We start from the raw sequence: 26,402 nt of genomic DNA, 5'->3' as shown, positions 1-26,402 counted from the left end.
TCATGAGTATTTTATGGGTTTTTCACGGTGAAGCCTATCAGCAATATGAGGTGAACGAAGAAGCGTTCCGCCCGATTTCCATCGGTTCAGAAATTCAGCACACGCTGACAGTCAGGAATTTTCCTTTTTCTGAAGGAGCTTTGACCGTTGCAAAAACAGAGGAAATAGATGGGTTTGTCATTATTCAGAATGACAAACCTATTGGAAAGGCTGCTGTAAAAGAGCCATTCCGTTTTGAGGATCATTCAGAACAGCTGATAATTTATTTAACACCGGCGCCTGAAAAAGAAGAATCCTACTATATTGGATTTCAAAAAGAAATTTCTTTTTCAACGGCCATTAAAGAGGCTCACATTTATAAAGATAAGGGTCCTTTTCCTGTTCTCGAAAAAGGATCTCTCACCTTGTTAAAAACAGGAAGTCATTGGAAGGTATCCCCAGAGGGTGAGAAGGTCTACTTGAATGGAAGGAAGATAGAGGGTCTCACGCAATTACAAATTGGGGACATTCTCTTCTGGCCGTTTATGACGGTCCGGCTGATAGAAGACGATTTGATACAGGTTTTGAGCATAAATGAGTTTCATTCAAGCCTGCCCCATACGGAAAAACCAAGATCTGAAATGAGCAAAAAGTATCCGACCTACCGCCGCACGCCGCGGATGATCTATGAGCTGCCAAAAGATAAAATTTCGCTCACTTTCCCGGCGCAGGAAGGGGACGATCAATCACGGAGCCTGTGGCTGATTATTCTGCCGCCGCTTGTCATGATGCTTGCGATGGGAATTGTCGCTCTTATTGCTCCGCGAGGCATTTTTATCATCGTCTCCATGGTTATGTTTGTGATGACGCTGATCACGTCAACGGCGCAATATTTCAGAGAAAAAGGAAATTACAAGAAACGCCAAGAACGCAGACTCCGCGTATACACACAATACCTTGAAAACAAACGCCATGAGCTTCAGGAGGTAGCTGAAAAACAGCGCCAGGTTCTTTCTTACCACTTTCCTTCTTTTGAACAAATGAAGTATATGACGCAGCAAATATCAGACCGAATTTGGGAAAGAACGCCTGAAAGCAATGACTTTCTGGAACTTCGAATCGGAACGGGAAAAGTTAAATCAAGCTATCAAATTTCACTTAACTCAAACGATTTGGCGAACAGAGAAGTGGATAATCTGCTTGAACAGTCACAGCAAATGGAAAAGGTATACAGGGAAATTGGTTCAGTGCCAATCAGTGTAAACCTTTCTCGGGGTGCTATGGGACTGATCGGGAAAGAAGCAATCATGAAAAATGAACTTCATCAATTAATTGGACAGCTTGCATTTTCACACAGCTATCATGATGTCCGCTTTGTGTTTATTTTTAATGAAAAAGAATACAAGAGCTGGGAATGGCTGAAATGGCTTCCGCATTTTCAGCTTCCGCACGCATTTGCAAAAGGCATGATTTATAACGAGCAGACAAGAGATCAGCTGCTTACTTCGATCTATGAAATGCTGCGTGAGCGTGATCTGGAAGAAAAGAAAGAAAACACAAGGTTTGCACCTCACATTATTTTTGTTATTACTAATCAGCAGCTTATTTCTGATCATGTGATTTTGGAATATTTAGAAGGCGAGTTTTCACATTTAGGCATTTCCGTTATTTTTGCTGCCGAAGCGAAAGAGAGCCTGTCTGATAACATCCACACGCTTGTTAGGTATGTCAACGATCAAGAAGGGGACATTCTCATTCAGGAGAAAAAAGCGGTTTCGATTCCTTTTAAGCTGGATTTACATAAGCATGATGGAAATGAGTCGTTCGCCCGGATGCTTCGTACACTTGATCACCAAGTGGGAATGACAAATTCGATTCCAAAAAGCGTTTCCTTTTTAGAGATGGTCAATGTAAAAGAAGTTGATGATCTCCCGATTGAGCAAAACTGGCAGACGCGGGAATCGGCAAAATCTCTTGCTGTTCCAGTAGGACTAAAGGGCAAGGAAGATGTGGTGGAATTAAACCTGCACGAAAAAGCTCATGGGCCTCACGGTCTATTAGCGGGTACTACCGGTTCAGGGAAAAGTGAATTCCTTCAAACCTATATTCTGTCATTGGCTGTTCATTTCCACCCTCATGAGGTAGCTTTCCTGCTGATTGATTACAAGGGCGGCGGAATGGCGCAGCCGTTTAAAAATATGCCGCATTTGCTTGGCACGATCACAAACATTGAAGGCAGCAAAAACTTCAGTGCCCGTGCCCTTGCATCAATCAAAAGTGAATTAAAAAGACGCCAGCGTCTTTTCGATCAGTATCAGGTCAATCACATTAATGATTATACAAGTCTTTATAAACGCAATCAGGCCGAAGAACCTCTGCCTCATTTATTTTTAATATCTGATGAATTTGCAGAATTAAAAAGCGAAGAGCCTGATTTTATCAGGGAGCTAGTCAGCACAGCGCGCATCGGCCGAAGCTTAGGCGTGCATCTCATCCTGGCCACACAAAAGCCTGGAGGAGTCATCGATGACCAAATCTGGAGTAATGCCAGATTCAGAGTGGCCCTTAAGGTTCAGGATGCAAGCGACAGTAAAGAGATCTTGAAAAATGCAGATGCCGCCTCTATTACCGTTACAGGACGAGGCTACCTGCAGGTAGGCAATAATGAGGTTTACGATCTGTTTCAATCAGCATGGAGCGGAGCGCCTTATCTAGAAGAAACATCAGAGTCGGAAGATGAGGTAGCGATCGTGACAGACCTTGGTTTGCAGCCATTATCAAATGTCGCATCTTCTAAACAGCATAAAAAAGATACGGAATCACAGATTGAAGTGATTGTCGATAGAATTGAAGAATTGCAGGCGAAAATGGGTATTCGCAAGCTGAACAGCCCATGGCTCCCGCCGCTTGAAAACAGAATTTCGCGCCATCAATATGCTTCCCATCAGCATGAGGAAATATATCTTGGTCTGATTGATGAGCCTGAAAAGCAAAGCCAGACCCCATACTCGTATCAGCTGATGGATGACGGCAATATCGCCATCTTCGGTTCTTCCGGCTATGGGAAATCACATACTGTGATGCTTCTGCTTTTAAGCATCGCAGCAAGGCTCAGCCCTGAGGAAGCCCACTATTACGTCATAGATTATGGCAATGGAACATTGCTGCCGCTTAGACAGCTTCCGCATACAGCGGATTATTTCCAGCTCGATCAAGAGCTGAAAATTGAAAAGTTTATGAGAATCGTAAAAGATGAGATTTCGCGCAGGAAGCTATTGTTTCAGCAGCAAGAGGTCAGCAGCATCAAAATGTACAATTCATTATGTAATAACAAGCTCCCTCTTATGTATATTGCCATTGATAATTTTGATCTCGTGAAAGAGGAAATGCAGGAACTTGAAACGCAGCTGATTCAATTTGCCCGTGATGGCCAGTCTCTAGGCATCTATATGATTTTTACAGCCACAAGGGTACAGTCTGTCCGACAATCATTGATGAACAGCATGAAAACAAAAATCCTTCATTACCTTATGGATACGACGGAAACATACATGGCCATTGGAAAAGTCCCTTTTGCGCCTGAACCAATTCCGGGACGCGCCATTATCAAGAAGGATCATGCCTATTTCTCTCAAATTTTCCTGCCTGCTGATGGAGAGGATGATTATGAGCTCCTTGATTCCATTAAAGAAGATATTGGTATGCTGAAGGAGAAGTACAAGAATGCCAAGCTTCCACGTCCTGTCCCAATGCTTCCTGCAGAACTGACCATGATCAACTTTACACAGTTCACAGCTGATGCTCAGAAAACAGGCGTGATCCCAATCGGACTTGATGAAGAGCATGTTCAGCCTGTCAGCGTGAATCTGGCGAAAACAAAGCACTGCATCATACTCGGCCAGACTCAAAAAGGGAAGACAAACGTTCTTAAAGTCATCTTGAACACAGCCCTGCTTCAGCCGACCGAATCTATCGGTATATTCGATTCGATTGACCGGGGACTGGCAAGCTATGCTTCTGAAGAAAAGGTTGCTTATCTTGACACGAAAGAACAAATATCGTTGTGGCTTGATCGAACAGAAGAACTTCTTAAAGACAGAGAACAAACCTACCTTACAGCTATCCAGCAGGGTGTTGTAAATAATTTAGCCTTCTCGCCGGTTATGCTTGTCATTGATGGCTATTCAAGATTCCAGCAATCTCTTGACAGTATGCTTCAAGACCGTTTGACACGATTTATGAAAAACTACAGCCATCTCGGCTTTAATGTCATTGTTTCAGGTAATAACAACGAGCTGACAAAAGGATTTGATGCGTTCACAAGTGAAATCAAACAGATCCGCCAGGCGCTCATTTTAATGAAAAAATCAGAGCAAACCCTATATACCTTGCCTTACAGCCGGAAAGAAAGCGATATTCACCCAGGCTTCGGATACTATGTGGAAAATGGCAAAGAAACGAAAATACAAATTCCTCTTTGTGTCATTGAAAGGAAGATCTACACATGACAGATCAAAGAAAACATACGATTAAAATGATCGCTGCGGTGCTGCTTATCTTAGCAGTGCCAGCTCTCTTCTTCCAATTCATCGGGGACAACCCGCTTGAAATAAAGGAGAAAGCTACGAGAAACATCGCTGTCGTTAATGAGGACATCGGAACAGAAAAGGCTGAAGGGGAAAATACAGAAGCTGAACCTGTTCAATTTGGAAAGGAAGTTGCAGCGATCCTTGACGAGGATTCGCAGTACGACTGGACAATCTTAAGCAGAAGTGCCGCAGTTAACGGGCTGAAAAACGGGTCGTACGACGCTGTCATTTATATTCCTTCCAATTTTTCTGCCAACATTTTAACTTATGATGAGCAGCAGCCTTCAAAAGCAGAATTTGAATATGTGGTCCAAAATCAGCTGAATGCTGAAAACAGACAAAGAGTGCTTCGCGCACTGGAAGACGCTACAGGCCGCGTAAATAAGCAAATGTCTTCGCTGTACTGGAGCTATGTCGCACAGGACATGGAGAATGTAAGAGAAGAGTTTGACCGTATTCTTGAAAAGGAAATTACCTTTCAAAATGCCATGCTTAATTTTTATAAACCAAGCTCTAAAGATCTGGCAGGGGAATTAGATCAGCAAAAGCAGATGCTTGAGCAATTGCAAACGACAATGAAACAGGCTGAACAAGAAACGCCTGAACAGAAAAACACAGTCGAGCAATTTGAGAAAAGCCTTGCTTCATTCGTAGAGTATGTTGAAGAATATCAGACATATCAGGAAGATCAGCAGCAGCTTCTGACGTTAGCCCAGCAGGAAAGTTTAACGGCTATTCAGGGCGGCACAATGGAAGTGGATCAAGTACAGAATGAAACGCAGCAGGAATTTAATGAACAAGGAAGCAAGCTTGCATCAAGAATGACTGACATTCAGCAGCAGCTTGATCAGAATCAAAAAACAGCAGAAAACCTTGGCAGTGTAAGGCTCAGCCAAACAGAACGCCAGGCAAGAGAGCTTGAGACTGTTCACCGTAATTATGTGGACATGTATATTATGAAGGATAACCAGGATACACTGAACCGCCTTGAAGGGGAGCTCATTCCTCTTAGGGAAAGCCTTAAGCAAGGAAGTCCCGGGGAGGAACCAGGTAATGGAGAGGAAGGGCCTCCTGAAGATGATGGAGAGGTTGCTGAACCAGAAACTCCCGGCGAAAATGAAAGTCCTGCCAACATGGAAGAGGAGCGGGCTGACATTCTTGCTGTTTCAGAACAGATGAAAAATCTGAAGACAATTCTGGAAACCATTCCGGACCCTAAACCGGATCAAGTAACACAAGCGATAACAGAATTAGAGAATATGTCAGCACAGCTTGTTGCAATCGAAGAATCGATTAAGTTAAAAGAAGATCAGAACTCATGGAAAGATGAGTATGATAAATTACTTGCTCTTTATGAAAAGCTGACAGAAGACAATGCAAAACTATTAGAAGAAAATCAGCTTCTAAAAGATGAAAACAGCAAACTGGCAGAAAAGATCAAACATCTGACAGAAAATATGAACTCAGGTTCAGCTGCCATCATGGAACAAGAACAAACCATTCTTAACTCGCTCAGTCCTGAAAGAAAGCAAAGACTTGAGAGTGTATTCAGCGAGCCTATCGGAAATGCATCAATGAACGATGTACTGAAATACCATACGATTTTGTCTCAGTATGAGGCAGCCGCCAAGCGTATGAATAACTCATCAGATCCGGCCAAAGATGCTGTCCTTGCAGATGAAATGCAAAAAACGAAAGTAGCTGCCATTCTATCAATCAATGAAGAAGAACAAGGCGCATGGGACAAGCTGAATCAGGAACTGCCGGCTACTGAAGAAGAAATGAAAGAAGTCCAGGCTTCCGCTCTGGCATTCATGGATGAATACAGCAAGGAGCTTGATGCTCAGCAGACAGCTATATTAGAAGATCTTGCTTCTATGGAAGAGAGCGCAAATAGCGTACTCAGCCAAGTACAGGAATCAGAAAATACTGCTTCTAGAATGCCGCTGGAAAATTCAGACGGTACAACACTTGTTGTCAATCAGCAAAATATCAGTCAGGAATTGGTTATGATTACGGACTTGATAAACTCTCTTGGAGACAGACAGGAGACAGTTGTAAGCAGTACGGATGTCCTTCAGCAAAAAGTGAATGAAGTGCAATCTGAAGCAGATCTCTTAAATGATAAATGGGCAACGAATGTAGCTTCAACACAGCTTGTCAGAGATGACGTTTTCAGTATTCTCGGCAATACGTTTGTAGACGGACAGAACAACGGCTACGTTTATGAGCATCTTGCCAATCCGCTGCAAATAAGCGGAGAAGCACCGGCTGCTCAGGCAAAAGCGGTGCCGCCGGTCGTTATTCTTGTTATCATCCTAATCAGCAGCTTGCTGATCGGATTCTTCAGTCATTATTTTAAAGCAGCACCGTTATTAGTTAGAGGATCCATGTTTGGCCTATTAAACTTAATTGTGGGGCTCATCATAAGCGTATTCGGTTTAAATATATACACACTTACAGATGAACGTGCAATTCAATGGTCAATCTTTACAGTCCTCCTGTTATTTGCAGCATCAACAATTGTACGGGTAGCGTTCTTGCTCGGCAATTTTACAGGCTGGCTTGCAAGTGTAGGGCTTGTTGCGTTCTTTATCAGTCCTTTGCTTGCTTTAGCAGCGCCAAACTTTACGTATGAAGATCCGATGTCTAAGGTGTACATCTCGATCCAATATGACGTAAATAACTTATTTACTCAGGGAGTGATTGTGCTGATCGGCATCATCCTTGTTCTGACCATCCTTCCGTTTGTTGTGAATACTCTTAAAAACACAAACGAAAAGGCTAATCAGGAACATGCCCATGAAGCGTAATTCAATCATTTTGATAACCCTATTGCTGGTTATCATTAGTTTGAGCAGCGGGGTAACAGTAAAAGCAGAGACAGAATCAAACCTTGAGGAACTTGATCCTAATATCTATGAGGAAAAAGAGCTCAAGGAAAACACGGATTACCTGCATGAAGAATCACTTTATGAAAAAAGAAACTCAATACCGGAGGAGCAAAAAGATCTAACCTTTGAAAAGCCATCAAGAGATGAAAGGGATGATCTGCAGGAACAGCTCTTCACAAATTACACGAAAGAGAAAAACACAATTAAATCCAAAGCTGAACAAATGGATTTATTCTCAGGCACTGCAGAACCATCGATGAGTATGAGCGAAACGGAAAATAAAGATACTAGTCAAAATTCCGGCTTAATGATGACGTATATTCTCCTGATTGCCATTGGCGTCATCCTAATGATTGGTCTTTTGATTCCAAAGATGACACAAGGCAAAAAAACAGAATAAGAGATTGAGGCAGCTTTTTATAAGCTGTCTTTTTTTCGTGCTGCGATGTCCAGGTCCAGCGCGCCTGCGGCATGCGCTAGTAAGGAATGATTTTCGCTAATAAAAGGCTATTATCAGCTAATTGGAAACAATAAGGATAAATCAAAAATTCAAATCGCTAATAAAGTTGATTAATTCACTATAAATGGGAAGTAAATCGCTAATATAGGTACAACTTTCGCAAATAAATGGGCGATTTTCGCTAAAAGATCCTTTCACTGCTCACCGGATTAAGAAATACTTTACTTATTTTGGATGTAGAGCAAAAAACATCCTTCGTGCTATGATGATAGGAATCTATGAACATGAAAGAGAAACAATCCAATGAGAATAAATAAATATATAAGTGAAACAGGCTGCTGCTCAAGGCGTGAAACCGATCGTCTTATTGCGGATAGCCGGATAACCATTAATGGAGTCACGTGTGAGGCCGGCGACACGGTAGCTGAAGGGGATATTGTATTGATTGACGGCAGTCCTATCCCGCCTAAAGCCATACCCGTCTATCTGGCTTTAAATAAACCAGTGGGTATTACCTGTACAGCAGCAAAAGATGTAAAGGGGAATATTATTGACTTTATGGATTTCCCGGAACGGATCTTTCCTGTTGGCAGGCTGGATAAAGCGTCAGAAGGATTAATTTTGCTCACAAATGATGGAGCGATCGTAAACAAAATCATGCGTTCTGAACATGGCCATGAAAAAGAATATCTTGTTAAAGTAGATAAGCCATTTGACGATGACTTTATTCTTGGAATGTCAGGGGGAGTAGAAATACTCGGCGTGACAACTAAATCGTGTACTGTGGAGAGGATCAGTGATTGCGAATTCCGCATCATTCTTACCCAAGGACTTAATCGTCAAATTCGCAGAATGTGCAAGGTATTTGGCTATAAGGTAGAGAGGCTTGAAAGAAAGCGGATCATGAACCTGTCTGTTGAAGGCTTAAGCAGCGGGGAGTGGCGCGAGTTGACTGTATATGAGGTTGAAGAGCTGATGAACAGGCTTGCTTAAAGAAAAAACCGCGGGACACATCACATGCCCGCGGTTTCTTTTTTAAGCTGAAAATCCTTCTTCATGCAAGTAATTTGCAGCCTCTTTATAAGTGGTAAACGTGCCGTCAAGGTTCAATCCAGCGTAGACATTCCACATACCATCTTCCAGAATTAAAACAAGAGTCTGTCCATCCTCATTTGTCCATTTTTCTTCTTCAAATTCTTCTATTTGCTCGTCTTCATGCACAGAAAGCGAATGAATGGATTTTTTGATGATGCTGCGCAATTCTTCTTCAGAAAAATCACGAATATTAACCATGCCTTTATCATTCGCAGCGTATCCTTTTACATATTCAGCATAAACGAAACCATTTCCGTTTGGATGAAGATGATAAACAACATTTTTCTTATCGTAAATACTTTCTTCAAAATGAAAGTTGATTCTTCCAAGAGAAACGTTCTTTCTTTGCAATTCTTTAAATGATTCAATAACAGCAAGCTTTTGTTCAAAAGTAAGCATACATATCCTCCGATAATCGATTCAATTTGTTTATTATATCACAAGGAGCCGATAATCATTTATTTGACTGGGAACGAAAACGATCCTGCATGTTCAAATGAGTTCGTTCATTTAGAGTACCCAACTGTGCTCTTTGAGTGCTCAAAAACTAGGGGGGACTCCAGGTTGAGTACTCAATCACGCTCTGTGAGTGCACAAAATCCCGAATTTGTTCATTTAGAGTACTCAACTGCACTCTTTGAGTTCTCAAAAACTAGGGGGGAGTCAGGTTGAGTACTCAATCACGGTCTGTGAGTGCACAAAATCCCGAATTTGTTCATTTAGAGTACTCAACTGCACTCTTTGAGTTCTCAAAAACTAGGGGGGAGTCAGGTTGAGTACTCAATCACGGTCTGTGAGTGCACAAAATCCCGAATTTGTTCATTTAGAGTACTCAACTGCACTCTTTGAGTGCTCAAAAACTAGGGGGGAGTCAGGTTGAGTACTCAATCACGGTCTGTGAGTGCACAAAATCCCGAATTCGTTCATTTAGAGTACTCAACAGTGCTCTTTGAGTTCTCAAAAACTAGGGGGGAGTCAGGTTGAGTACTCAATCACGGTCTGTGAGTGCACAAAATCCCGAATTTGTTCATTTAGAGTACCCAACTGTGCTCTTTGAGTGCTCAAAAACTAGGGGGGACTCGAGGTTGAGTACTCAATCACGGTCTGTGAGTGCTCTTTGAGTTCTCAAGATTAAACGTAAGAACTTATTGAGGTCAAGGCAATCGTTGAATTAAAACAATAAAAGGCAGCCATTTCTGATAAACTAAATTCATCAAACAGCAGGAGAGGAATGTTGAAATGAAAGCACTTGTCTTCAATAAATTCGGAGCGCCTGAAGTATTGACTTCAGCAGAGCTTGCAAAGCCTGTTCCGGGACCGGACGAAGTTTTAATTAACATGAAAGCAGTCGGGCTGAATTTTGCGGATGTATACCGCCGAAAAGGAAACTACCACTTAGAAGGAGAGCCGCCATACATATTAGGTTATGAGGGAGCAGGAATTGCAGCAGAAGTCGGCAGCGGTGTACAGGGCATTAAAGCAGGTGACCGGGTCGGCTTTGCAGATGTTCCGCATTCAAATGCAGAATATACGGCAGCACCGGCTGAAAAGGTGATTCCGCTGCCTGATGAGATTTCATTTGAAACAGCAGCATCCGTGCTTCTTCAAGGGCTCACAGCCCACTATCTGACGTCTGACAGCTATAAGATTAAAGAGGGTGATACGGCACTTGTTCACGCTGCAGCGGGCGGTGTAGGGCAGCTGCTCGTTCAGATCATTCGTTTATTGGGCGGGAAAGTCATCGCGCTTGTATCTACTAATGAGAAAGCAAGTATCGCAAAATCAGCAGGTGCAGAGCTGGCATTTGTTTATAACGATGACTGGAAGCAGAAAGTCCTTGAGGCGACAGATGGAAATGGGGCTGATGTTGTTTATGAATCAGTAGGTTCTACGCTTATGGACAGCTTTGATGCGACCCGCATTGGCGGAACCGTCGTGTTTTACGGCATGGCAGGGGGAGATCCTGTTCATATTGACCCGAGAATGCTGATGGATACTTCTAAAACGCTGACAGGCGGTGATCTTTGGAATGTGCTTACGTCCAGAGAAGAGCGCATTTCAAGGTCGAAAACTCTGTTCAAGTGGATTGCAGAAGGTTCCCTTCGCATTGCTGAACCCGCCCGCTTTGCTCTGGAAAATGGAGCGGAAGCGCACCGTTATCTTGAGAGCAGAAAAAGTACGGGGAAAATTGTTCTAATTCCATAAAGGGGAGGCTGCTTTTTTACCCGGACTTTTCTGCAGGATTTTATCTGCCATGTTTGAGTTAATCTTTTCCGTTCCATTCCCGCAGCTTTAGATGCTGTTATTTGACGATCTGATGCCGCTGTTAGCTTTCATTTCGTGTGAATTATAGTATACCTTATTAAACTTAAATCGGTGCATATAGCCCTGTTTCTGGCTCATTCTGATAAATTACCCTATTAATTATTCGAATAAGTGAAATTTAAGGCCGAATGGATCCTTATCCTTTCAATTAATTTTTTTTTAGAATGGAGTGTGCGTTTAATGAGCGTTAAAGGAGTTGCACTTGATGCAAATACAAGATGCCGACACTATGCGACTGACAAAGATATTATTGCCATCAAATTTAAATGCTGCGGGACCTACTATGCATGTTTTGAATGCCACGAGGAGCTGGCAGACCACAATCCAGAGGTATGGGGTAAAACAGAACGGGATATGCCTGCTGTGCTTTGCGGCTCTTGCCGTCAAGTGCTGACGATACAAGAATATATGAACAGCGGCAATACCTGTCCCAATTGCGAGTCTGCCTTTAATCCGGGCTGTCAAACACATTACCACTTGTACTTTGGTTCTTAAGCGTTTACTATGTATGCTTTTTGGGAAAATAAAAAGAAAAGAGGAGGAGTTTACATTGAAAAAACTGATTAGAAAAGCGATAAAATATGCTCCAATCGTCTATCCTATTGTAAAGAAAATGCTTAACAAGCGTAAAAATAGCGGACGTACAACTTACTAATAAACGTTAAACCGCTGCTGAAAAAAGCAGTGGTTTTTTTATGCTTTTTTTTAAAAATAAAAAACACCTGCTGATTCTTCAGCAGGTGTTCCGTTCCAATTCATTAAGTTCTTTTGCGCATTGAACGCAATACAAGGCTTAATAAGAAAACAAAGATGATAGCTCCAAGCAATGCAGGGATAATGGCGATGTCTGCTAAAGTTGGTCCAAATGTGCCAAGAAGCTCTCCGCCGATCCAAGCACCAATGATACCGGCAATGATGTTCCCTATAATGCCTCCAGGTACGTTTTTGCCTAAAATAACTCCAGCTAACCATCCGATTAAACCGCCAACGATAAGATATAAAATAAAGCCCATTTTAAATTCCGCCTTTCTTAAGATAGTGGTTGGTTTTTGTTTCTATGGTTGTTATTCCCCTGCCTTTTAGAAAAGAAACATCTTGCTGAAATTTATTTAATAATTTCCAGAAAAAATGAAGAAAATACTTCTTTTTTTAACAAGGACTTTCCTAGAAAGTGCAAGTTGTTTCATGTAGTATGGTAACAATAAGATAAGCATAATTTTTTAAGATGGGACGGAACTATGAAAAAAGAGACCACACTCACGATTAAATCTAAATATGTTAAGGAAATGAAAAATGGCAGCCCCTTGATTCAAAAGGATTCGGTAGTTAATCTTTCTAACTTAAAGCATGAAGGCGAGCTTATCAGACTTGTTGATGATCAGCAGCGGTTTATTGGCAGAGGATATTATGGAAAGCAAAATAAAGGAATCGGATGGATTCTCACATCAAGTGAAAGGGAAGAAATGAATCAAGCCTTCTTTGATCAGAAAATCCAAGCTGCCATCCAGTTCCGGAAGAACCTTTTCCAAAGCGAAGCCACGACAGCCTTCCGGGTTTTCAACGGTGAAGGGGACGGCATTGGCGGATTAACAATCGATTATTTTGACGGCTACTATTTGGTGACATGGTACAGTAAGGGGATTTACCAATTTAATCTCTATATTCTTGAGGCCTTAAAGAAAAGTGCTGAGATCCGCGGGATCTATCAGAAAAAACGGTTTGATTCCCAAGGGAAGTTTGTTGAGGAAGATGGGTTTGTAGAAGGGAATAGACCTGAATTCCCGTTAATCGTAAAGGAAAATGGCGTGAAATTTGCTGTATATTTAAACGATGGCGCAATGGTTGGTGTTTTTCTTGATCAAAGGGATGTAAGAAAGACCATTAGAGACCGTTATGCACAAGGAAAAACAGTTCTAAATTTATTTTCCTATACGGGGGCGTTTTCTGTGTTTGCTGCACTCGGCGGAGCTGTAAAAACAACCAGTGTTGACCTGGCAAACCGGAGTCTGAGCAAAACCATTGAGCAATTCAGCATTAATGAGATTGATTATGAAGCACAGGATATTATTGTTGAAGATGTTTTTCATTACTTTAAATATGCACTGAAAAAAAATCTAAAGTTTGACCTTGTCATTCTTGATCCGCCAAGCTTTGCAAGATCTAAAAAATATACCTTCAGTGCTGCAAAGGACTATAAAGACCTGCTTAAAGAAACTATTGCTTTAACGGAAGAACATGGGGTCATTGTCGCATCAACAAACTGCAGCACGTTCTCAATGAAGAAATTTAAAGCTTTTATCGATACCGCCTTTAAAGAAACGGGCGGAAAATACAAGATAAAAGAAGAGTTTTCTCTGCCGGATGACTTTAAAACGATAAAGGAATTCCAAGAGGGAAATTATTTAAAAGTGGTGTTTATAGAAAAGCTGAATCCAGTCAAATAATGACTGGATTTTCTTATGGTACTAGTTAGTTATGAATAATATTTGAAGGCAATGGTAAAGGTTGGTTTATAAAATATATAAATTAAAAACTCGTTGAATGATACGAATGTCTTAGTTTCCCTATAACTTTCGCAAAAATTGTTTTTCTCAAAGACTCCCATTAGCATTGGCTAGAACTTCAATAGATGAAACCAAAAGCTTGTTGTACACGTAAAGTAATGTAAACAAAGTGAGGTGTGCAGACATTGAAAATAGAGAAATATAAAGTGGAAACACCTAAAGGGACGTTACAATATAATATTAGTGGAAACGGCAAACCAAATATAGTTTTGATTAACGGCGGATCGGGACCGATAGAGGGTTGGATGAAAATCCTGCCGGCAATTTCGGAATCATCATCAGTCTTTTCCTATAATCGTTTTGGTGTTGGCGGCAGCGATAAACCGAAAGAAATCCAAGACGGGATAACTATTGTTAACACTCTGCGTGAAGCATTAACAATAGTGGAATTTGAACCTCCATTCTTACTGGTTGGACATTCACTAGGCGGCTTATATGCTAATTTATATGCCCGACTTTACCCAAATGAAGTAGCAGGAATTGTTTTTTTAGAATCCAGCCACCCGAAAGATATAAACCTTAATGAATATCAAGGTAAGGCAGTAAAAACTATTAATAAGATGTTCACGATGTTTGATACTTTATCTTCACATAAACAATTTAATGAAGTTAACTTTGTGAAAAAAACTGTGAATCAAATTCACCAAATCAATACTTTTCCCGAAATACCTGTATTTGTAATTACAGGTGGACAAAAACATCGAATGATGCCAGAGGAAGTTCGAAAAAAACGACTTGAGAATCAATTGGAATTACTTTCATTGTCAAGAAACAGCAAACACATTGTCGCTGAAAAAAGTGGACATTTTCCGCAATTATCAGAACCAGCTGTAGTGATTGACTCAATCAAAGATTGTGCAGAAGAAATAAATAAAACAAGCCATAACCTACTCTAAGACATATCTTTATCCCTCTCAATGAAAAAGCGGGCGCAGCACATTGCCTGTTTATAATGAATGCTGTTATGTTGAGGATGGATGGCTTGAAAGACTGCCTCAGCCTAAAATCTAACCAATAAAGAAAGCAGCATTCAACTGAAGCTGCTTTTTTTCCATTCTTCCTCAAGGAGAGAATGCATGATAACATCGCATGGCATATGATCCTGGATAATATAATTCCTTAGCCTTCCTTCCTCTTTAAAGCCTAAACGCAGAAGAACGCTTCTAGAAGGGGAATTCTCAAGCATAACCACCGCTCCGATTCGGATTAGCTCCATCTCCTTAAATCCAAAAGCAAGTACGGCCTTAATGGCCTCTGATGCATAGCCTTTGTGCCAATGCAGATGAGAGATTTCATAGCCTATTTCAGCTCGTTTGTACTTCTTTGACACTGCGTGAAATCCGCATGTTCCAATCAGTTCATTTGTTTCTTTGAGCTCAATGCCCCAGCGTATGAGTTTATTTGATTGATAGCCGATTTGAAACGTATTAATCAGGGACTCTGCTTCCTCTAATGTTTTAAAAGAATTCATTCCATAATACCTTGTTACCTCTTTGTTTGAGAAATAATCATACAATTTCACAGCGTCAGAACTCTCAATACTTCTTAGCCGTAAACGGTTCGTTTCTAATTGTGGAAATGATGTCATTTTTGTTCTCCTTTTTCTCCTTTAAAATGATTTATTTCGACAAGTACCGCCTCTTTACCTGCCGCTATTTTTTCTTAATTTCAAGATTAACAAAATGAATTAGCAGTTGCGGCTGTCCATCAGTTTCCATATATAGGGTTGGTGTTTACATGTATACAAGTTATGTGTACATGTAAACAAAATGTAATAAAATGTTTTCAATAATGTATACATGTATACAAACGTGTACGCATCCCGGTATTAAAGGATGTATACAAAATGTCTACGTTGTATACATCCTTGTATGCGTTGTAAACACTTTTGTAAACAAGTATACAAAAGTGTAATCATTATAACTCTATTGACGAAACTATCAATCTCTAATACTCTTTAATAGAATGGATTTTTATACTAATTCATGAAGTGAAAGGAATGGTGTTCATGAGTAATTCTAGAATCGCAGCAATCGATGTTGGAAATGATGCAGTAAAAGCAATTTTCGGAAAATACGACTCTCAACTATACATACCGAATGTCATTGCAAGAGACATTGAAGATCGCCCAGTCATTGGAATCGAAGAATTAGACAGCAAGGATCCGCTTGATGGAATCCATATTAAAGTTCACTCCCCTGCTTTAAAAGAAAATAATGCTATTTACCGTGTTGGGCACTTAGCTACAAAAAGCGACAATGCTTCTGAGCTTGATCCTGGCAGCAGCAAATCAGAAGAAGATCAAACGCTAGTTATGCTGTTTGCTTCAATTGCACTTGATGCAGTAAAACCTGAAAATGAAAAGGTGTTCCGCAGAAATAACAAAGTTATTGATGCAACATATACTCTTGGAACTGGACTCCCATTAAGAGAAGCAAAAGAAGGCAAGGATGTCGGTTACCGTTCTAAGCTTCTTGGAAATGTACATCAAGTTGAATTTTTGATTACTCCTAAATATCAGGGATTAAAAGTAAATATCAAATTTGACGAAGTGAAAGTATATCCTGAGGGATTTGCAGCTTATATCAACTTAGTGATGGACAAGGATTTAAACATCATCAATAAAGACTTGATTGATAAGCGCATCATCATCCAGGATATCGGCGGCCTTTCTACTGATATCGCAGTAATTAAAAACCGCAATGTAGATGACGATAAAGCACAGGGCTTTAACCTTGGCGTTGTAGAATCACTTGAAGCAATCCGTGAAGAGATCCGTACTAAGCATGGTGTTGAACTTGACAGCCGCCGTGATGTAGTGGAAATCATCACCAAGAAGACTGACCGCAATCATATCTATGTAAGAGGTAGCCGCACAAGCGTTCATGATATTACGGATCGCATTCTCTTAGATCTTGCGAAGAAGCAATATCGCCACCTGCGCAACGTTTGGCAAAAGAACTCACAAACTGAAATCTGCTATTTTGTCGGCGGAGGAGCCGTTGTTCTGAAAGATTACCTTAAAACGCTTAATAACAATCTTGACGGCTACAATATTGACTTCTTTGAAGATGAGAATGAAAGCATCTGGATGATGGCAAATGCTTATTATAAGCTCGTTTTTGACTTTTACCGCAAGTCAAACAAAGAAAAAAGCAGTGAAGATAAAAAAGCAGCTACTACCAAATAATAGGGTGGTTTTATGAATAAAGGCGCTTCATTAGGAATTCAAAGGGGACAGGCGATTACGTTTCGCATCCCCTCAGATACTCCTGAGCACATAATAAAACAGCTGCAGAAGCTGAAAGAAACGGAAAAAAGGAACTTCTCAAGCAAAATTGCTGAATTTGTAGCACAGGGTGTCAGCGATTCTTTTGTTAAAGAGAAGGAAAGCATCACAATTCCGCTTCCGCAAAAACTCAGCAAAGCGCAGAGAGACTGGATTAAACACGAGCACTCTGAAGCGCTGCTTGGGAGCATCGTGTACCAGATTCTCGCTGATCCAATTAGAGCAGCTTCTCTTCTTGCTTCATTTAACAGCAGGGCCCTTGATATTGATGAGGCCCTTTACTTGCAGGAAACACCTTTTCCGTCTGGCAGCCGTCCGGCTATGCAGGAACCTGAGCCTGACGAGGATTTTGATGAAAATGCAGGCCTTGATGATTTCGATTGGGAAAAAGCTTTGCAGGAGTCAGCTTCATCGGCAGAAAAAGAAGTAAAAGAAGAAACAGCGGATGATTTGATCGGCGGGTTTCTTTCTAAAATGAATAAATGATAAAAAAGCTAACAGCAGATGTTAGCTTTTTTGTCTTGGTTAAAGTGTATATGCAAAGCAATATTGTAAATAGTATCTATTATTAAAAAAGCGAGAAAACCAACGAATGGCTTTTTAAAAGACAAAAACCACATCTAATAGTAGACATGGTCGCAGTTGATAAGAAATATAGAGGCCAGAAGTTTATGAGTCAAATCATTAGAGAGGCTGATTTCAGGAGGACATTCTGCGTTCTGGAGACGGAAACACTGGAAAATGTCTTAATCTGCGAACTTTGGTTTCCGGTTATCACAGAGTATAGAGGTGATAAAAGGGCAATTGACCGTTTATATCCTCGTTTATGATCCCTATCAGCAAATCATTTATACTGAATAATCTTAAGGAGCATCAATTGATTTTACTCGGCCTACTTGACCATCCTGAAGTCGCACTTTTATTCCGTGAGGGTGAAAAGCAGATTTTGTCAGAATATCTTTTACAACACCGCCCGTAAGCTTTCCTGATCGCTGATCCTGCTTCAGGACAATCTGAACAGGCGTACCAGGTTTAATATGTTCGCGGTTTTGACCGTTCATTTAAACACCCATTCTTCTGCGCTGATTATTTGTTTTCTTAGAAACCTGACTCTTCATGTTCTTCGTCTGATTAGAGCCTTTCATACTGGCATTTCCGTTTGCTTGTGCCTGTTTTTTGCTGGCAAGCTTTTGTTTAATCGCCTCTTCAAGTGTCATTTTCTTTTCTGACATAGGACAAACCTCCCTTTTAGATTTAGATGTACAGTCATTATACTATCATTCCCAAAATAAAAATAGAACTCTCTCTAAAAGCATTCCCTGAATCTGATTAATTTACAGGGCTGCTGTATACTATTAGTAACGAATCTGTTTAGGAGAATTGATATGATTGTACCTTTAGGCGGAAGCCAGCTGCGGAACTATATAGAATTTCGAAAAGACCCTCTTCTTTTTCTTTTAAAAACCCATACACAAGGGGACATCGTTGCCATAAATCCTCATTCAAAGAATACATCTTACATAATCCATTCCAGAGAAGCTGTTAAGCAGATATTAACTGTAAAAGAAGAGTATTTTGAAAAAGGTTCTTCTGCACGGACACTTGGGAAAACACTTGGAAGCGGTGTTTTAACAAGCGAGGGCGAGGAGCATAGGCAGCAGAGGAAAATGATGCAGCCTGCCTTTCATAAACGAAAAATCGCCGGTTATGCAGAAACTGTAACCTCAATGACTCAGGAAATGATCAGCTCATGGGAATCCGGAGAAACCAGGCCAATTCATGAAGATATGATGAATCTGACGCTTCGGATCATCGTCAAAACAATGTTTGGAGTTGATCTTTCTCCAAATACGACTCATATTACTAAAGCAGTAAGCGAAATCATTGAAAAAACGGCAAAATCCTTGCTGACACCCTTTCCTTTCCCTGATTTTTTGCCTACTGCTCAAAATAGAAACTACAAAAGAGGAGTCAAAACACTGAATGAACTGGCTGATTATCTAATGGAAGAAGGAATGAAGAAGTCTTCAGGAGATCACCTTATGTCTTTGCTGCTTGAAACAAAATATGAGAACGGTCAATCATTATCGAAAAAAGAAATAAGAGATCAAATTGTCACGATATTAATTGCAGGACATGAAACGACTGCAAATTTATTAACGTGGGTCTTTGCCCTTCTTGCCAAACATCCCGCTGCTGAGGAAAGAGTGCTTAGTGAACTGGACTTTTTTGGCAACGGCTTAAAGTTTGAAAATCTAAAAAAATTGCCTTATACCAATCAAGTTATACAGGAAGTACTAAGACTTTATCCTTCTGCGTGGATTATGCTCAGGGAGGCAAAGGCGGATGCTGAAATCTTAAATGAGACATTTAAGAAAGGCTCCATCTTCCTGATCAGCCCTTACGTCCTGCACAGAAATCCAGCTTATTTCACTTCTCCGGAAGAATTTATGCCTGATCGTTTTTCAAAAGAAAAGAAAGATCAGATTCCGATATACGGATATTTTCCGTTTGGAGCAGGGTCAAGGGGATGCATAGGAAGCCAATTTGCCATGATGGAAGCTGTGCTGATCTCTGCAGCAGTCCTAAAGCATTTTCGGTTAGAGTTTGCGGATGAGAAGCGAGCTCTGATGCCAGAACCGCTTGTCTCTCTCCGCATCAAAAACGGGATTCATATGACTGCAGTAAAAAGATAGTGATATTTTCTGGGAAATAGAGGTTCACTTGTCTGAGTTTTTTCATGAAATACAGTGTACAATAAGAATCTAAGCAACGACGGATAATAGAGAGGATATATGAGAAGAATGACGTTTTCAGCATTAGGAATTTCCGATAGATTAAATAAAGCACTAAAGCACCAAGGTATTTCAAGCCCTACTCAAATTCAGGAGAAAGCAATTCCTGCTGTCCTTAAAGGTGAGGATATTATAGCGAAAGCCCAGACAGGAACGGGAAAGACGCTTGCATTTGTTTTGCCGATTCTTGAAAAAATCAACACGGAGGATAAAGAAGTCCAGGCGCTGATTATTACTCCGACCAGAGAGCTTGCCATCCAAATCACGGCAGAAATAAAGAAGATTACAGACAGACTGAATGAGGCAGGAGTTCTTGCCATTTATGGAGGCCAGGATGTGGAGCGTCAGATTAAAAAACTGGGTCGCGGCATTCACATTGCTGTAGGGACACCGGGACGCATCCTGGATCACATAAGGAGGGAGACAATTGATCTTTCAAAAGTATCCACTCTTGTCCTTGATGAAGCTGATCAAATGCTTCAGGCAGGCTTCCAGAAAGATATTGAAGAAATTATAGCCCAAACCTTCGATTCCAGACAGACACTGCTGTTTTCAGCAACAATCACAAATAAAGTCAGAGACTTGTCCAGGCAATATATGACAAATCCCAAAGATATTACAGTTCAGGAAAAGCAGATTACTGTTGAAAAAATTACACAGCTTGTAGTTGAAACGAACGACAGGGCTAAGCAGGCGGCTCTTTTTCGCTTTTTAGACGAGCAGCGTCCCTTCCTTGCGATTATCTTTTGCAGGACAAAAATAAGGGCAGGCAGACTGTTTGATGCAATGAAGGCTCGGAAGTATGCAGCAGAAGAGCTCCACGGCGATTTATCACAGGCAAAAAGAGAAAAGGTAATGAAACTATTTCGCGAAGCCAAAATTCAATATTTGATTGCCACAGACGTAGCAGCACGAGGACTAGATGTAGAAGGGGTGACCCATGTCTATAACTATGATATGCCTCTCGATGCAGAAACATATATTCACCGGATTGGAAGAACGGGAAGAGCCGGTGATGAAGGAGTGGCTGTAACATTTGCCGCGCCAAAAGATATGGACGACCTCCATACCATTGAAAAGGGGATTGCGCTAAAGCTTCCGAGACAAAAGATTGAAATTCCCTCTTCCGAATACACATCTCAGCCCAAAAACAAAGATCAGGTTTACCGTCCTGAAAAAGCAAAAAGAGGATCACAATCCAATCGCGGAAAAGTACCAAGAAGGCCAAGGTAAATGCTGTGGGAAATCCTTGGTCTCCAGAACAAACGGTATCAGAGTCCCTGGCGGAAAAGCTAATCACAAAAGATTTTCCCGAGCTTCACCCTGTTCATGCGAAACTGCTCGGAAAAGGATTTGACAATACGGTATTCCAAGTCAACGGATGTTATGTTTTCAGGTTCCCCCGCAGGCAGATTGCTGTCGATTTACTGCAAACAGAAGAGCGGCTTCTGCCCATGCTGCCTGACATGGGAATAGCGATACCAGTGCCTATTTTCAGCGGTTCCCCTGGATTTGACTATAAATGGCCATATCTTGGCTATTCTTTTCTGCCAGGCCAGCCTCCAGCTGAATTAACGGAAAAGCAGCGCGCCAGCATGGCCATTCCATTGGCAAAGTTTTTAAAAACCCTTCATGCAATTCCTGTGGATAAAGCACTGATGGCGGGAGTTAAGTATGATTGCCTCGGAAGACTTGATATGAACAAACGAATTCCGATGCTAAATAAAACTGCAGAAAAGCTGTACAGTCTTCGTCCGGAAAGTGATACTATCAAACAGCTGCATAAATATGCAGAGATGCTTGTCCCAATTGGTGAAGCATCTGAAAAGTGTCTAGTGCATGGAGACTTGCATCTTAGAAATATCTTAGTGAACGAAAAGGGTTCACTGACTGGCATCATTGACTGGGGAGATACTCATATTGGGGATTCTGCCATTGATTTGTCAGCTGCTTACAGCCTTCTTCCTTTAGAAGCAAGGTCCTCTTTTTTTGAAGAATACGGGCAAATAAGTGAAGAAGCGTCTGAATTAGCACGATTTAAAGCTGTTTATACCCTTGCCGTTCTCCTTATTTATGGCATCGATCTGGAGGACTGGCAGCTGACAAGAATTATTGATAAAGCATTAAAGCATGCGATGAGTTGAAGGCTAAGCCCGTAAAATGGGCTTGGTCTTTTTTTGTGCCGGGTATGTTCATAAGCTAAAAGGTGCAAGTCCGTAAAACAATAGTCTAACTTGTTTATTAAAACCTTTGAATTTTTTGAAAATCCCTCTAGCTTTCTAAAAATGAAAGCGCTATAATTAAATTATGGAACGTTGTACCACGATGTGGAACAGTGTAAATCTAATATAACGTTTGTAATAATTTCCCTCGTAAAAGGGATGACATCATCAAGGACAAGCAGTAAAGATCAGTACATGAATTAGCTGTTATTTGAAAGCGCTTTAAAAATTATTTGCAGCATAAAAGGAGAGAGAAACGGTGGAAATTAGATATTCTACACATCCGGAGCACGCAAAAACTTTCACAACGGAACAGATTCGAGAACATTACCTGATTGAGGCGTTATTTGAAGCAGGAGAAATTAAGCTTGTTTACTCCATGGAGGACCGGGCTATTGTCGGCGGAATATCTCCTTTGGAAGATGTGATTGCTTTAAAGGGCTATGACGAGATTAAGGCAGATTATTTCCTGGAGCGCCGAGAAGTGGGGATATTCAATGTAGGCGGATCTGGAAAAATTAAAGTTGATGGTGATACATATGAAATGAAAACAAAGGATTGTTTGTATGTAGGAATGGGGAAGAAGGAACTGCTATTTGAAAGCGATTCCGCCGCAAATCCAGCGAAGTTTTATTTGTTTTCTGCGCCGGCGCATAAAGAGTATCCGACTCAACAGGTCGCTTTTAATAACATTGAAGGAGATCGGATGGGCTCGAATGTGAATGCGAATGACCGGGTGATCAAGCGGATGATTCACGAGGAGGGCATTCAGAGCTGCCAGATTGCGATGGGAATGACGAAGCTTCATGCGGGAAGTGTGTGGAATTCGATGCCGACTCATACGCATAACCGCCGAATGGAAGTATATCTGTATTTTGATTTGGATGAGCAGGACAGAATGTTCCATATGATGGGGGAGCCCGATCAGACTCGTCATATTGTCATGAAGAATGAGGAGGCGGTCATTTCTCCTCCATGGTCCATTCATTGCGGTGTGGCAACGGGCAGCTACACGTTCATCTGGGCGATGGCCGGAGAGAACAAGACGTATCGGGATATGGATGCTGTAAGTATGAATGAACTGCGATAAACAAAAGTTTTCGGGGGAGGTGCAGGCAAGATGAGTATGAAGGATTTTTCATTGGATTATTTTAATCTGACAGGCCAGACAGCGATTGTGACAGGTGGAAATTCAGGACTTGGGCAGGCCTATGCGGTGGCACTTGCTAAAGCGGGGGCAGATTTATTCATTGCTGCCCGAGGTGCGAATTGGGGAGAGACAAGATCATTAATTGAAGAAACAGGCAGGAAGGTTCATTTCTTTCAGGCAGATCTGTCTGAAAGAAAGAGCGTGAAGCAAATAGTGGATGGGTGTATGAAGGTATACGGGAAGATTGATATTCTTGTCAACAATGCCGGAACGATCCGACGAGCTCCGCTGCTTGAATATACGGAAGAGGATTGGAATGCCGTGATGGATGTCAACTTGAACTCGGTGTACTTTTTGAGCCAGGAAGCGGCAAAGGTCATGGCCGGGCAGAAGCGGGGCAAGATCATTAATATCGGCTCAATGCTCTCCTTCCAGGGCGGCAAGTTTATTCCGCCTTACACGGCGAGCAAGCATGGAGTAGCGGGTCTTACGAAAGCGTTTGCGAATGAATTAGGGGCACATAATATCCAAATCAACGCCATTGCTCCTGGGTATGTCGAGACGGCGAATACTGCCCCAATTCGTGCTGATGAGCAGCGGAATGCAGAAATTATTTCTCGTATCCCGGCAGGAAGATGGGCATCAACCTCGGATTTGATGGGGGCTGTCGTCTTTTTAGCAAGCAGGGCTTCTGACTACATGAATGGGCATGTTCTGGCAGTTGATGGCGGCTGGCTCGCACGGTAAGAGGCGAAACGGGCAATAAATGTGTCCAGTTCTCCAGAGAATAGTAAGAATATTAAAACATCATGAATCTACCGAAAAGATTTGCTTATGACATTAACTTATTGGAAGGGTAGAGAGATATGAAAATTATGAAAACGATTGAACGAATTCCAGGCGGTTTAATGCTTGTCCCGTTATTCCTTGGTGCCATTATCCATACTCTGGCACCTGGATCTGGAGAGTATTTCGGTTCCTTTACCAACGGCCTGATGACAGGAACGGTGCCAATTTTGGCGGTTTGGTTCTTCTGTATGGGTGCGAGCATTAATATTAAAGCGACGGGTGTTGTGCTGCGGAAATCTGGGACACTTGTAGTAACCAAAATTGCCGTTGCCTGGGTCGTGGCAATTGTGGCATCTGCTTTTATTCCGGATGGAGGCATTCAATCGGGGCTCTTCGCCGGTCTATCCGTTCTGGCACTAGTTGCGATGATGGATATGACGAATGGCGGCTTGTATGCTTCCATCATGCAGCAGTATGGAACGAAGGAAGAAGCGGGAGCATTTGTTTTAATGTCGCTTGAATCCGGACCGCTTGTTACGATGCTGATTCTAGGGACAACGGGCCTCGCTGCTTTTGAACCGCAGGCGTTTGTCGGGGCTGTTCTGCCATTCCTGATTGGGTTCATTCTTGGAAATCTCGATACCGATCTGCGTGAATTCTTCAGCAGAGCGGTGCATGTAATGATTCCGTTCTTTGGCTTTGCGTTAGGGAGTTCGATTGATTTAACGGTTATAGCAAAAACGGGTCTTGCTGGAATCATTCTGGGAATTTTAGTCATTGTGGTAACAGGCATCCCATTAATGCTTGCAGATAAATTCCTTGGCGGCGGAAATGGAACAGCAGGTCTTGCTGCATCAAGTACGGCGGGTGCCGCGGTAGCCAATCCAATGATTATCGCTAATATTAAGCCGGAATTCTTGCCAGTAGCAGAAGCGGCTACGGCGTTGGTAGCAGCCTCTGTAATTGTGACTTCTATATTAGTGCCGATTCTTACGGCCTACTGGGCTCAGTTTATGAATAAGAAAAATAACCGCAATAAAATAATTCTGCAGGGAGATAAGAAAGCTTCCGTGTTATAGACGGAGAAAGGAAGACATATTGGATGTCTTTCTTTCTTTTCATTAATGAGGGAATGGGAAAATGAAGAAAATCTGAACCAAAAGTTATCTGTAATCTCTTCAAACTCATTATCAAAAAAGCCGCAATCCCGACATACGGATTACGACTTACTTTCTAGCCGCTATAGCCAAGGTTCCTTGAAATTTCAATGCTGCACTGCTTCATTTTTCCAATCAGTGAAGTTTCGATGAGTTCAGGGGTTACACGGTTGTTTGGTCCGGAAACACTGAAGCTGGCAATGATTTTGCCATTATGGTCAAAGATTGGGAAGGCGATGCACATGAGCGAAGCTTCATTTTCTGAGTTGTCCAGGGCATAGCCTTGAGAATCTACCTTTTCGATTTCTTCCAGGAATTCTTCCTTAGATGTAATGGTAGTAGGAGTTTTAGGAATAAACTTCATTTTTGAAATTGTTTCATTCTTTTTATCCTTATCCATACCGGATAACAGCACTTTACCTACCGCGGTACAATAGATTGGTGCGCGGCTGCCGATTCGGGAATACATCCGGATGGTCTGATTGCTTTCTATTTTATCAATGTATATCACTTCCCCGCGGTCCTCTATGCACAAATGAATCGTTTCGTTCACTTCCTGGCATAGTTTTTCCAGAAAAGGCTTTGCTATGGTGACAACATTTATGTTGTTGATTAAGTTCCTTGAAAGAAAAAGAACTTGAAGCCCAATTTTGTATTTGTCAGTTTCTTCATCTTTAATCGTATAGTTCATGTTCGTTAAAGTGGCAAGCAATCTATGAACTGTACTTTTAGTTAGCCCAACTTGCTCTGCTAAACGCGAGATTTGGATGCCTTCTGGATATTCGGAGAGCTTGTTTAATAATGTGAGAGCCCGTTCGAGTGATTGAACATTCGCCATTTTTTACGACCTCTTTTGTTTTGTGATTTGGTAGTATGCAGGATGTAAGCGCTGTTGTCCTTTATGATACGGTATAGTAATAACTTTGTAAATTTAAATTAGGAAATCTTATTTGGATGTAACATTGACACCTAATTGGAGGGAAGACCACGGTTATTAACATGATAAATGCATTTAGAAGAGCGGCTGGATGCCTGATGCATTGGTCGCAGGAGCGGATGAAAAGGCAGAGGCAGTTAAAATTCAGAAGCCTAAT

General features: G+C 41.5%; 22 protein-coding genes. 16 read left to right on the top strand and 6 right to left on the bottom strand.

Annotated elements, in window-relative coordinates:
• Positions 1-2: 2 nt before the first annotated feature.
• From essC to QLQ22_RS24580, 4 genes are all read left to right on the top strand, one after another.
• Entirely contained in the window at positions 3-4,487 is a 4,485-nt protein-coding gene (gene essC, locus QLQ22_RS24595) for a type VII secretion protein EssC (RefSeq protein WP_284015767.1), read from the top strand.
• Positions 4,484-7,381, top strand: a complete 2,898-nt coding sequence (gene esaA / locus QLQ22_RS24590) for a type VII secretion protein EsaA (RefSeq protein WP_223438751.1) — start codon at positions 4,484-4,486, stop codon at positions 7,379-7,381. Before essC ends, esaA begins: the two co-directional genes overlap by 4 nt.
• Positions 7,371-7,862 (top strand): type VII secretion protein EssA, encoded by a 492-nt coding sequence (gene essA, locus QLQ22_RS24585; protein WP_223438750.1) that lies wholly within the window; start codon positions 7,371-7,373, stop codon positions 7,860-7,862. The genes esaA and essA overlap by 11 nt, the downstream gene beginning before the upstream one ends.
• A gap of 363 nt (positions 7,863-8,225) precedes the next feature.
• On the top strand, positions 8,226-8,915 hold the full coding sequence (locus QLQ22_RS24580) for a pseudouridine synthase (RefSeq protein ID WP_284015766.1): 690 nt from the start codon (positions 8,226-8,228) through the stop codon (positions 8,913-8,915).
• A 42-nt stretch (positions 8,916-8,957) separates the two neighbouring features.
• On the opposite strand, the gene QLQ22_RS24575 is transcribed toward QLQ22_RS24580, so the two are convergent.
• A complete protein-coding gene (locus QLQ22_RS24575; RefSeq protein WP_223438748.1) occupies positions 8,958-9,416 on the bottom strand; it encodes a hypothetical protein in 459 nt (152 codons plus the stop codon).
• A gap of 840 nt (positions 9,417-10,256) precedes the next feature.
• Between QLQ22_RS24575 and QLQ22_RS24570 the strand changes: the two genes are divergently transcribed.
• Together QLQ22_RS24570 and QLQ22_RS24565 are read left to right on the top strand one after the other, a co-directional pair.
• Entirely contained in the window at positions 10,257-11,222 is a 966-nt protein-coding gene (locus QLQ22_RS24570) for a quinone oxidoreductase family protein (RefSeq protein ID WP_223438747.1), read from the top strand.
• A gap of 300 nt (positions 11,223-11,522) precedes the next feature.
• Positions 11,523-11,837, top strand: a complete 315-nt coding sequence (locus QLQ22_RS24565) for a CHY zinc finger protein (RefSeq protein ID WP_284015765.1) — start codon at positions 11,523-11,525, stop codon at positions 11,835-11,837.
• A gap of 263 nt (positions 11,838-12,100) precedes the next feature.
• On the opposite strand, the gene QLQ22_RS24560 is transcribed toward QLQ22_RS24565, so the two are convergent.
• Positions 12,101-12,355 carry a GlsB/YeaQ/YmgE family stress response membrane protein gene (locus QLQ22_RS24560; RefSeq protein WP_223438745.1) on the bottom strand — a complete coding sequence of 85 codons (255 nt, stop codon included), beginning with the start codon at positions 12,353-12,355 and terminating at the stop codon, positions 12,101-12,103.
• Positions 12,356-12,580: 225 nt separating this feature from the next.
• On the opposite strand from QLQ22_RS24560, the gene QLQ22_RS24555 reads away from it, so the two are divergent.
• Positions 12,581-13,786, top strand: coding sequence for a class I SAM-dependent rRNA methyltransferase (locus tag QLQ22_RS24555; RefSeq protein ID WP_223438744.1), 1,206 nt, complete (start codon positions 12,581-12,583; stop codon positions 13,784-13,786).
• Between the two features lie 245 nt (positions 13,787-14,031).
• On the top strand, positions 14,032-14,802 hold the full coding sequence (locus tag QLQ22_RS24550; RefSeq protein WP_223438743.1) for an alpha/beta fold hydrolase: 771 nt from the start codon (positions 14,032-14,034) through the stop codon (positions 14,800-14,802).
• Between the two features lie 134 nt (positions 14,803-14,936).
• On the opposite strand, the gene QLQ22_RS24545 is transcribed toward QLQ22_RS24550, so the two are convergent.
• Positions 14,937-15,494 (bottom strand): GNAT family N-acetyltransferase, encoded by a 558-nt coding sequence (locus QLQ22_RS24545; RefSeq protein WP_223438742.1) that lies wholly within the window; start codon positions 15,492-15,494, stop codon positions 14,937-14,939.
• A 420-nt stretch (positions 15,495-15,914) separates the two neighbouring features.
• On the opposite strand from QLQ22_RS24545, the gene QLQ22_RS24540 reads away from it, so the two are divergent.
• Both QLQ22_RS24540 and QLQ22_RS24535 read left to right on the top strand, forming a co-directional pair.
• A complete protein-coding gene (locus QLQ22_RS24540) occupies positions 15,915-17,096 on the top strand; it encodes a ParM/StbA family protein (protein ID WP_223438741.1) in 1,182 nt (393 codons plus the stop codon).
• Positions 17,097-17,108: 12 nt separating this feature from the next.
• A complete protein-coding gene (locus tag QLQ22_RS24535) occupies positions 17,109-17,681 on the top strand; it encodes a hypothetical protein (RefSeq protein WP_284015764.1) in 573 nt (190 codons plus the stop codon).
• Positions 17,682-18,058: 377 nt separating this feature from the next.
• On the opposite strand, the gene QLQ22_RS24530 is transcribed toward QLQ22_RS24535, so the two are convergent.
• Together QLQ22_RS24530 and QLQ22_RS24525 are read right to left on the bottom strand one after the other, a co-directional pair.
• A complete protein-coding gene (locus QLQ22_RS24530) occupies positions 18,059-18,256 on the bottom strand; it encodes a YwbE family protein (RefSeq protein ID WP_070878839.1) in 198 nt (65 codons plus the stop codon).
• Positions 18,257-18,427, bottom strand: a complete 171-nt coding sequence (locus tag QLQ22_RS24525) for a hypothetical protein (protein WP_223438739.1) — start codon at positions 18,425-18,427, stop codon at positions 18,257-18,259. It abuts the gene before it with no gap.
• Between the two features lie 153 nt (positions 18,428-18,580).
• Between QLQ22_RS24525 and QLQ22_RS24520 the strand changes: the two genes are divergently transcribed.
• The 6 genes from QLQ22_RS24520 to kdgT all read left to right on the top strand — a co-directional run bounded on the left by QLQ22_RS24520 (position 18,581) and on the right by kdgT (position 25,230).
• Positions 18,581-19,891, top strand: coding sequence for a cytochrome P450 (locus QLQ22_RS24520; RefSeq protein ID WP_223438738.1), 1,311 nt, complete (start codon positions 18,581-18,583; stop codon positions 19,889-19,891).
• A 99-nt stretch (positions 19,892-19,990) separates the two neighbouring features.
• On the top strand, positions 19,991-21,223 hold the full coding sequence (locus tag QLQ22_RS24515; RefSeq protein ID WP_223438737.1) for a DEAD/DEAH box helicase: 1,233 nt from the start codon (positions 19,991-19,993) through the stop codon (positions 21,221-21,223).
• 5 nt (positions 21,224-21,228) lie between these two features.
• On the top strand, positions 21,229-22,134 hold the full coding sequence (locus QLQ22_RS24510) for a phosphotransferase (protein WP_223438736.1): 906 nt from the start codon (positions 21,229-21,231) through the stop codon (positions 22,132-22,134).
• 337 nt (positions 22,135-22,471) lie between these two features.
• Positions 22,472-23,302, top strand: coding sequence for a 5-dehydro-4-deoxy-D-glucuronate isomerase (gene kduI / locus QLQ22_RS24505; protein ID WP_284015763.1), 831 nt, complete (start codon positions 22,472-22,474; stop codon positions 23,300-23,302).
• A gap of 30 nt (positions 23,303-23,332) precedes the next feature.
• Positions 23,333-24,109 (top strand): 2-dehydro-3-deoxy-D-gluconate 5-dehydrogenase KduD, encoded by a 777-nt coding sequence (gene kduD / locus QLQ22_RS24500; RefSeq protein ID WP_284015762.1) that lies wholly within the window; start codon positions 23,333-23,335, stop codon positions 24,107-24,109.
• A 119-nt stretch (positions 24,110-24,228) separates the two neighbouring features.
• On the top strand, positions 24,229-25,230 hold the full coding sequence (gene kdgT, locus QLQ22_RS24495) for a 2-keto-3-deoxygluconate transporter (protein WP_223438733.1): 1,002 nt from the start codon (positions 24,229-24,231) through the stop codon (positions 25,228-25,230).
• A 154-nt stretch (positions 25,231-25,384) separates the two neighbouring features.
• Here the strand turns inward: kdgT and QLQ22_RS24490 are convergent, their stop codons facing one another.
• Positions 25,385-26,146 (bottom strand): IclR family transcriptional regulator, encoded by a 762-nt coding sequence (locus QLQ22_RS24490; RefSeq protein ID WP_284015761.1) that lies wholly within the window; start codon positions 26,144-26,146, stop codon positions 25,385-25,387.
• Positions 26,147-26,402: the final 256 nt, after the last annotated feature.

It is taken from the genome of Metabacillus hrfriensis (assembly GCF_030127205.1).
GTDB classification, from domain to species: Bacteria; Bacillota; Bacilli; order Bacillales; family Bacillaceae; genus Bacillus_P; species Bacillus_P dongyingensis.
This window is presented reverse-complemented; position numbering and strand designations above follow the sequence as displayed.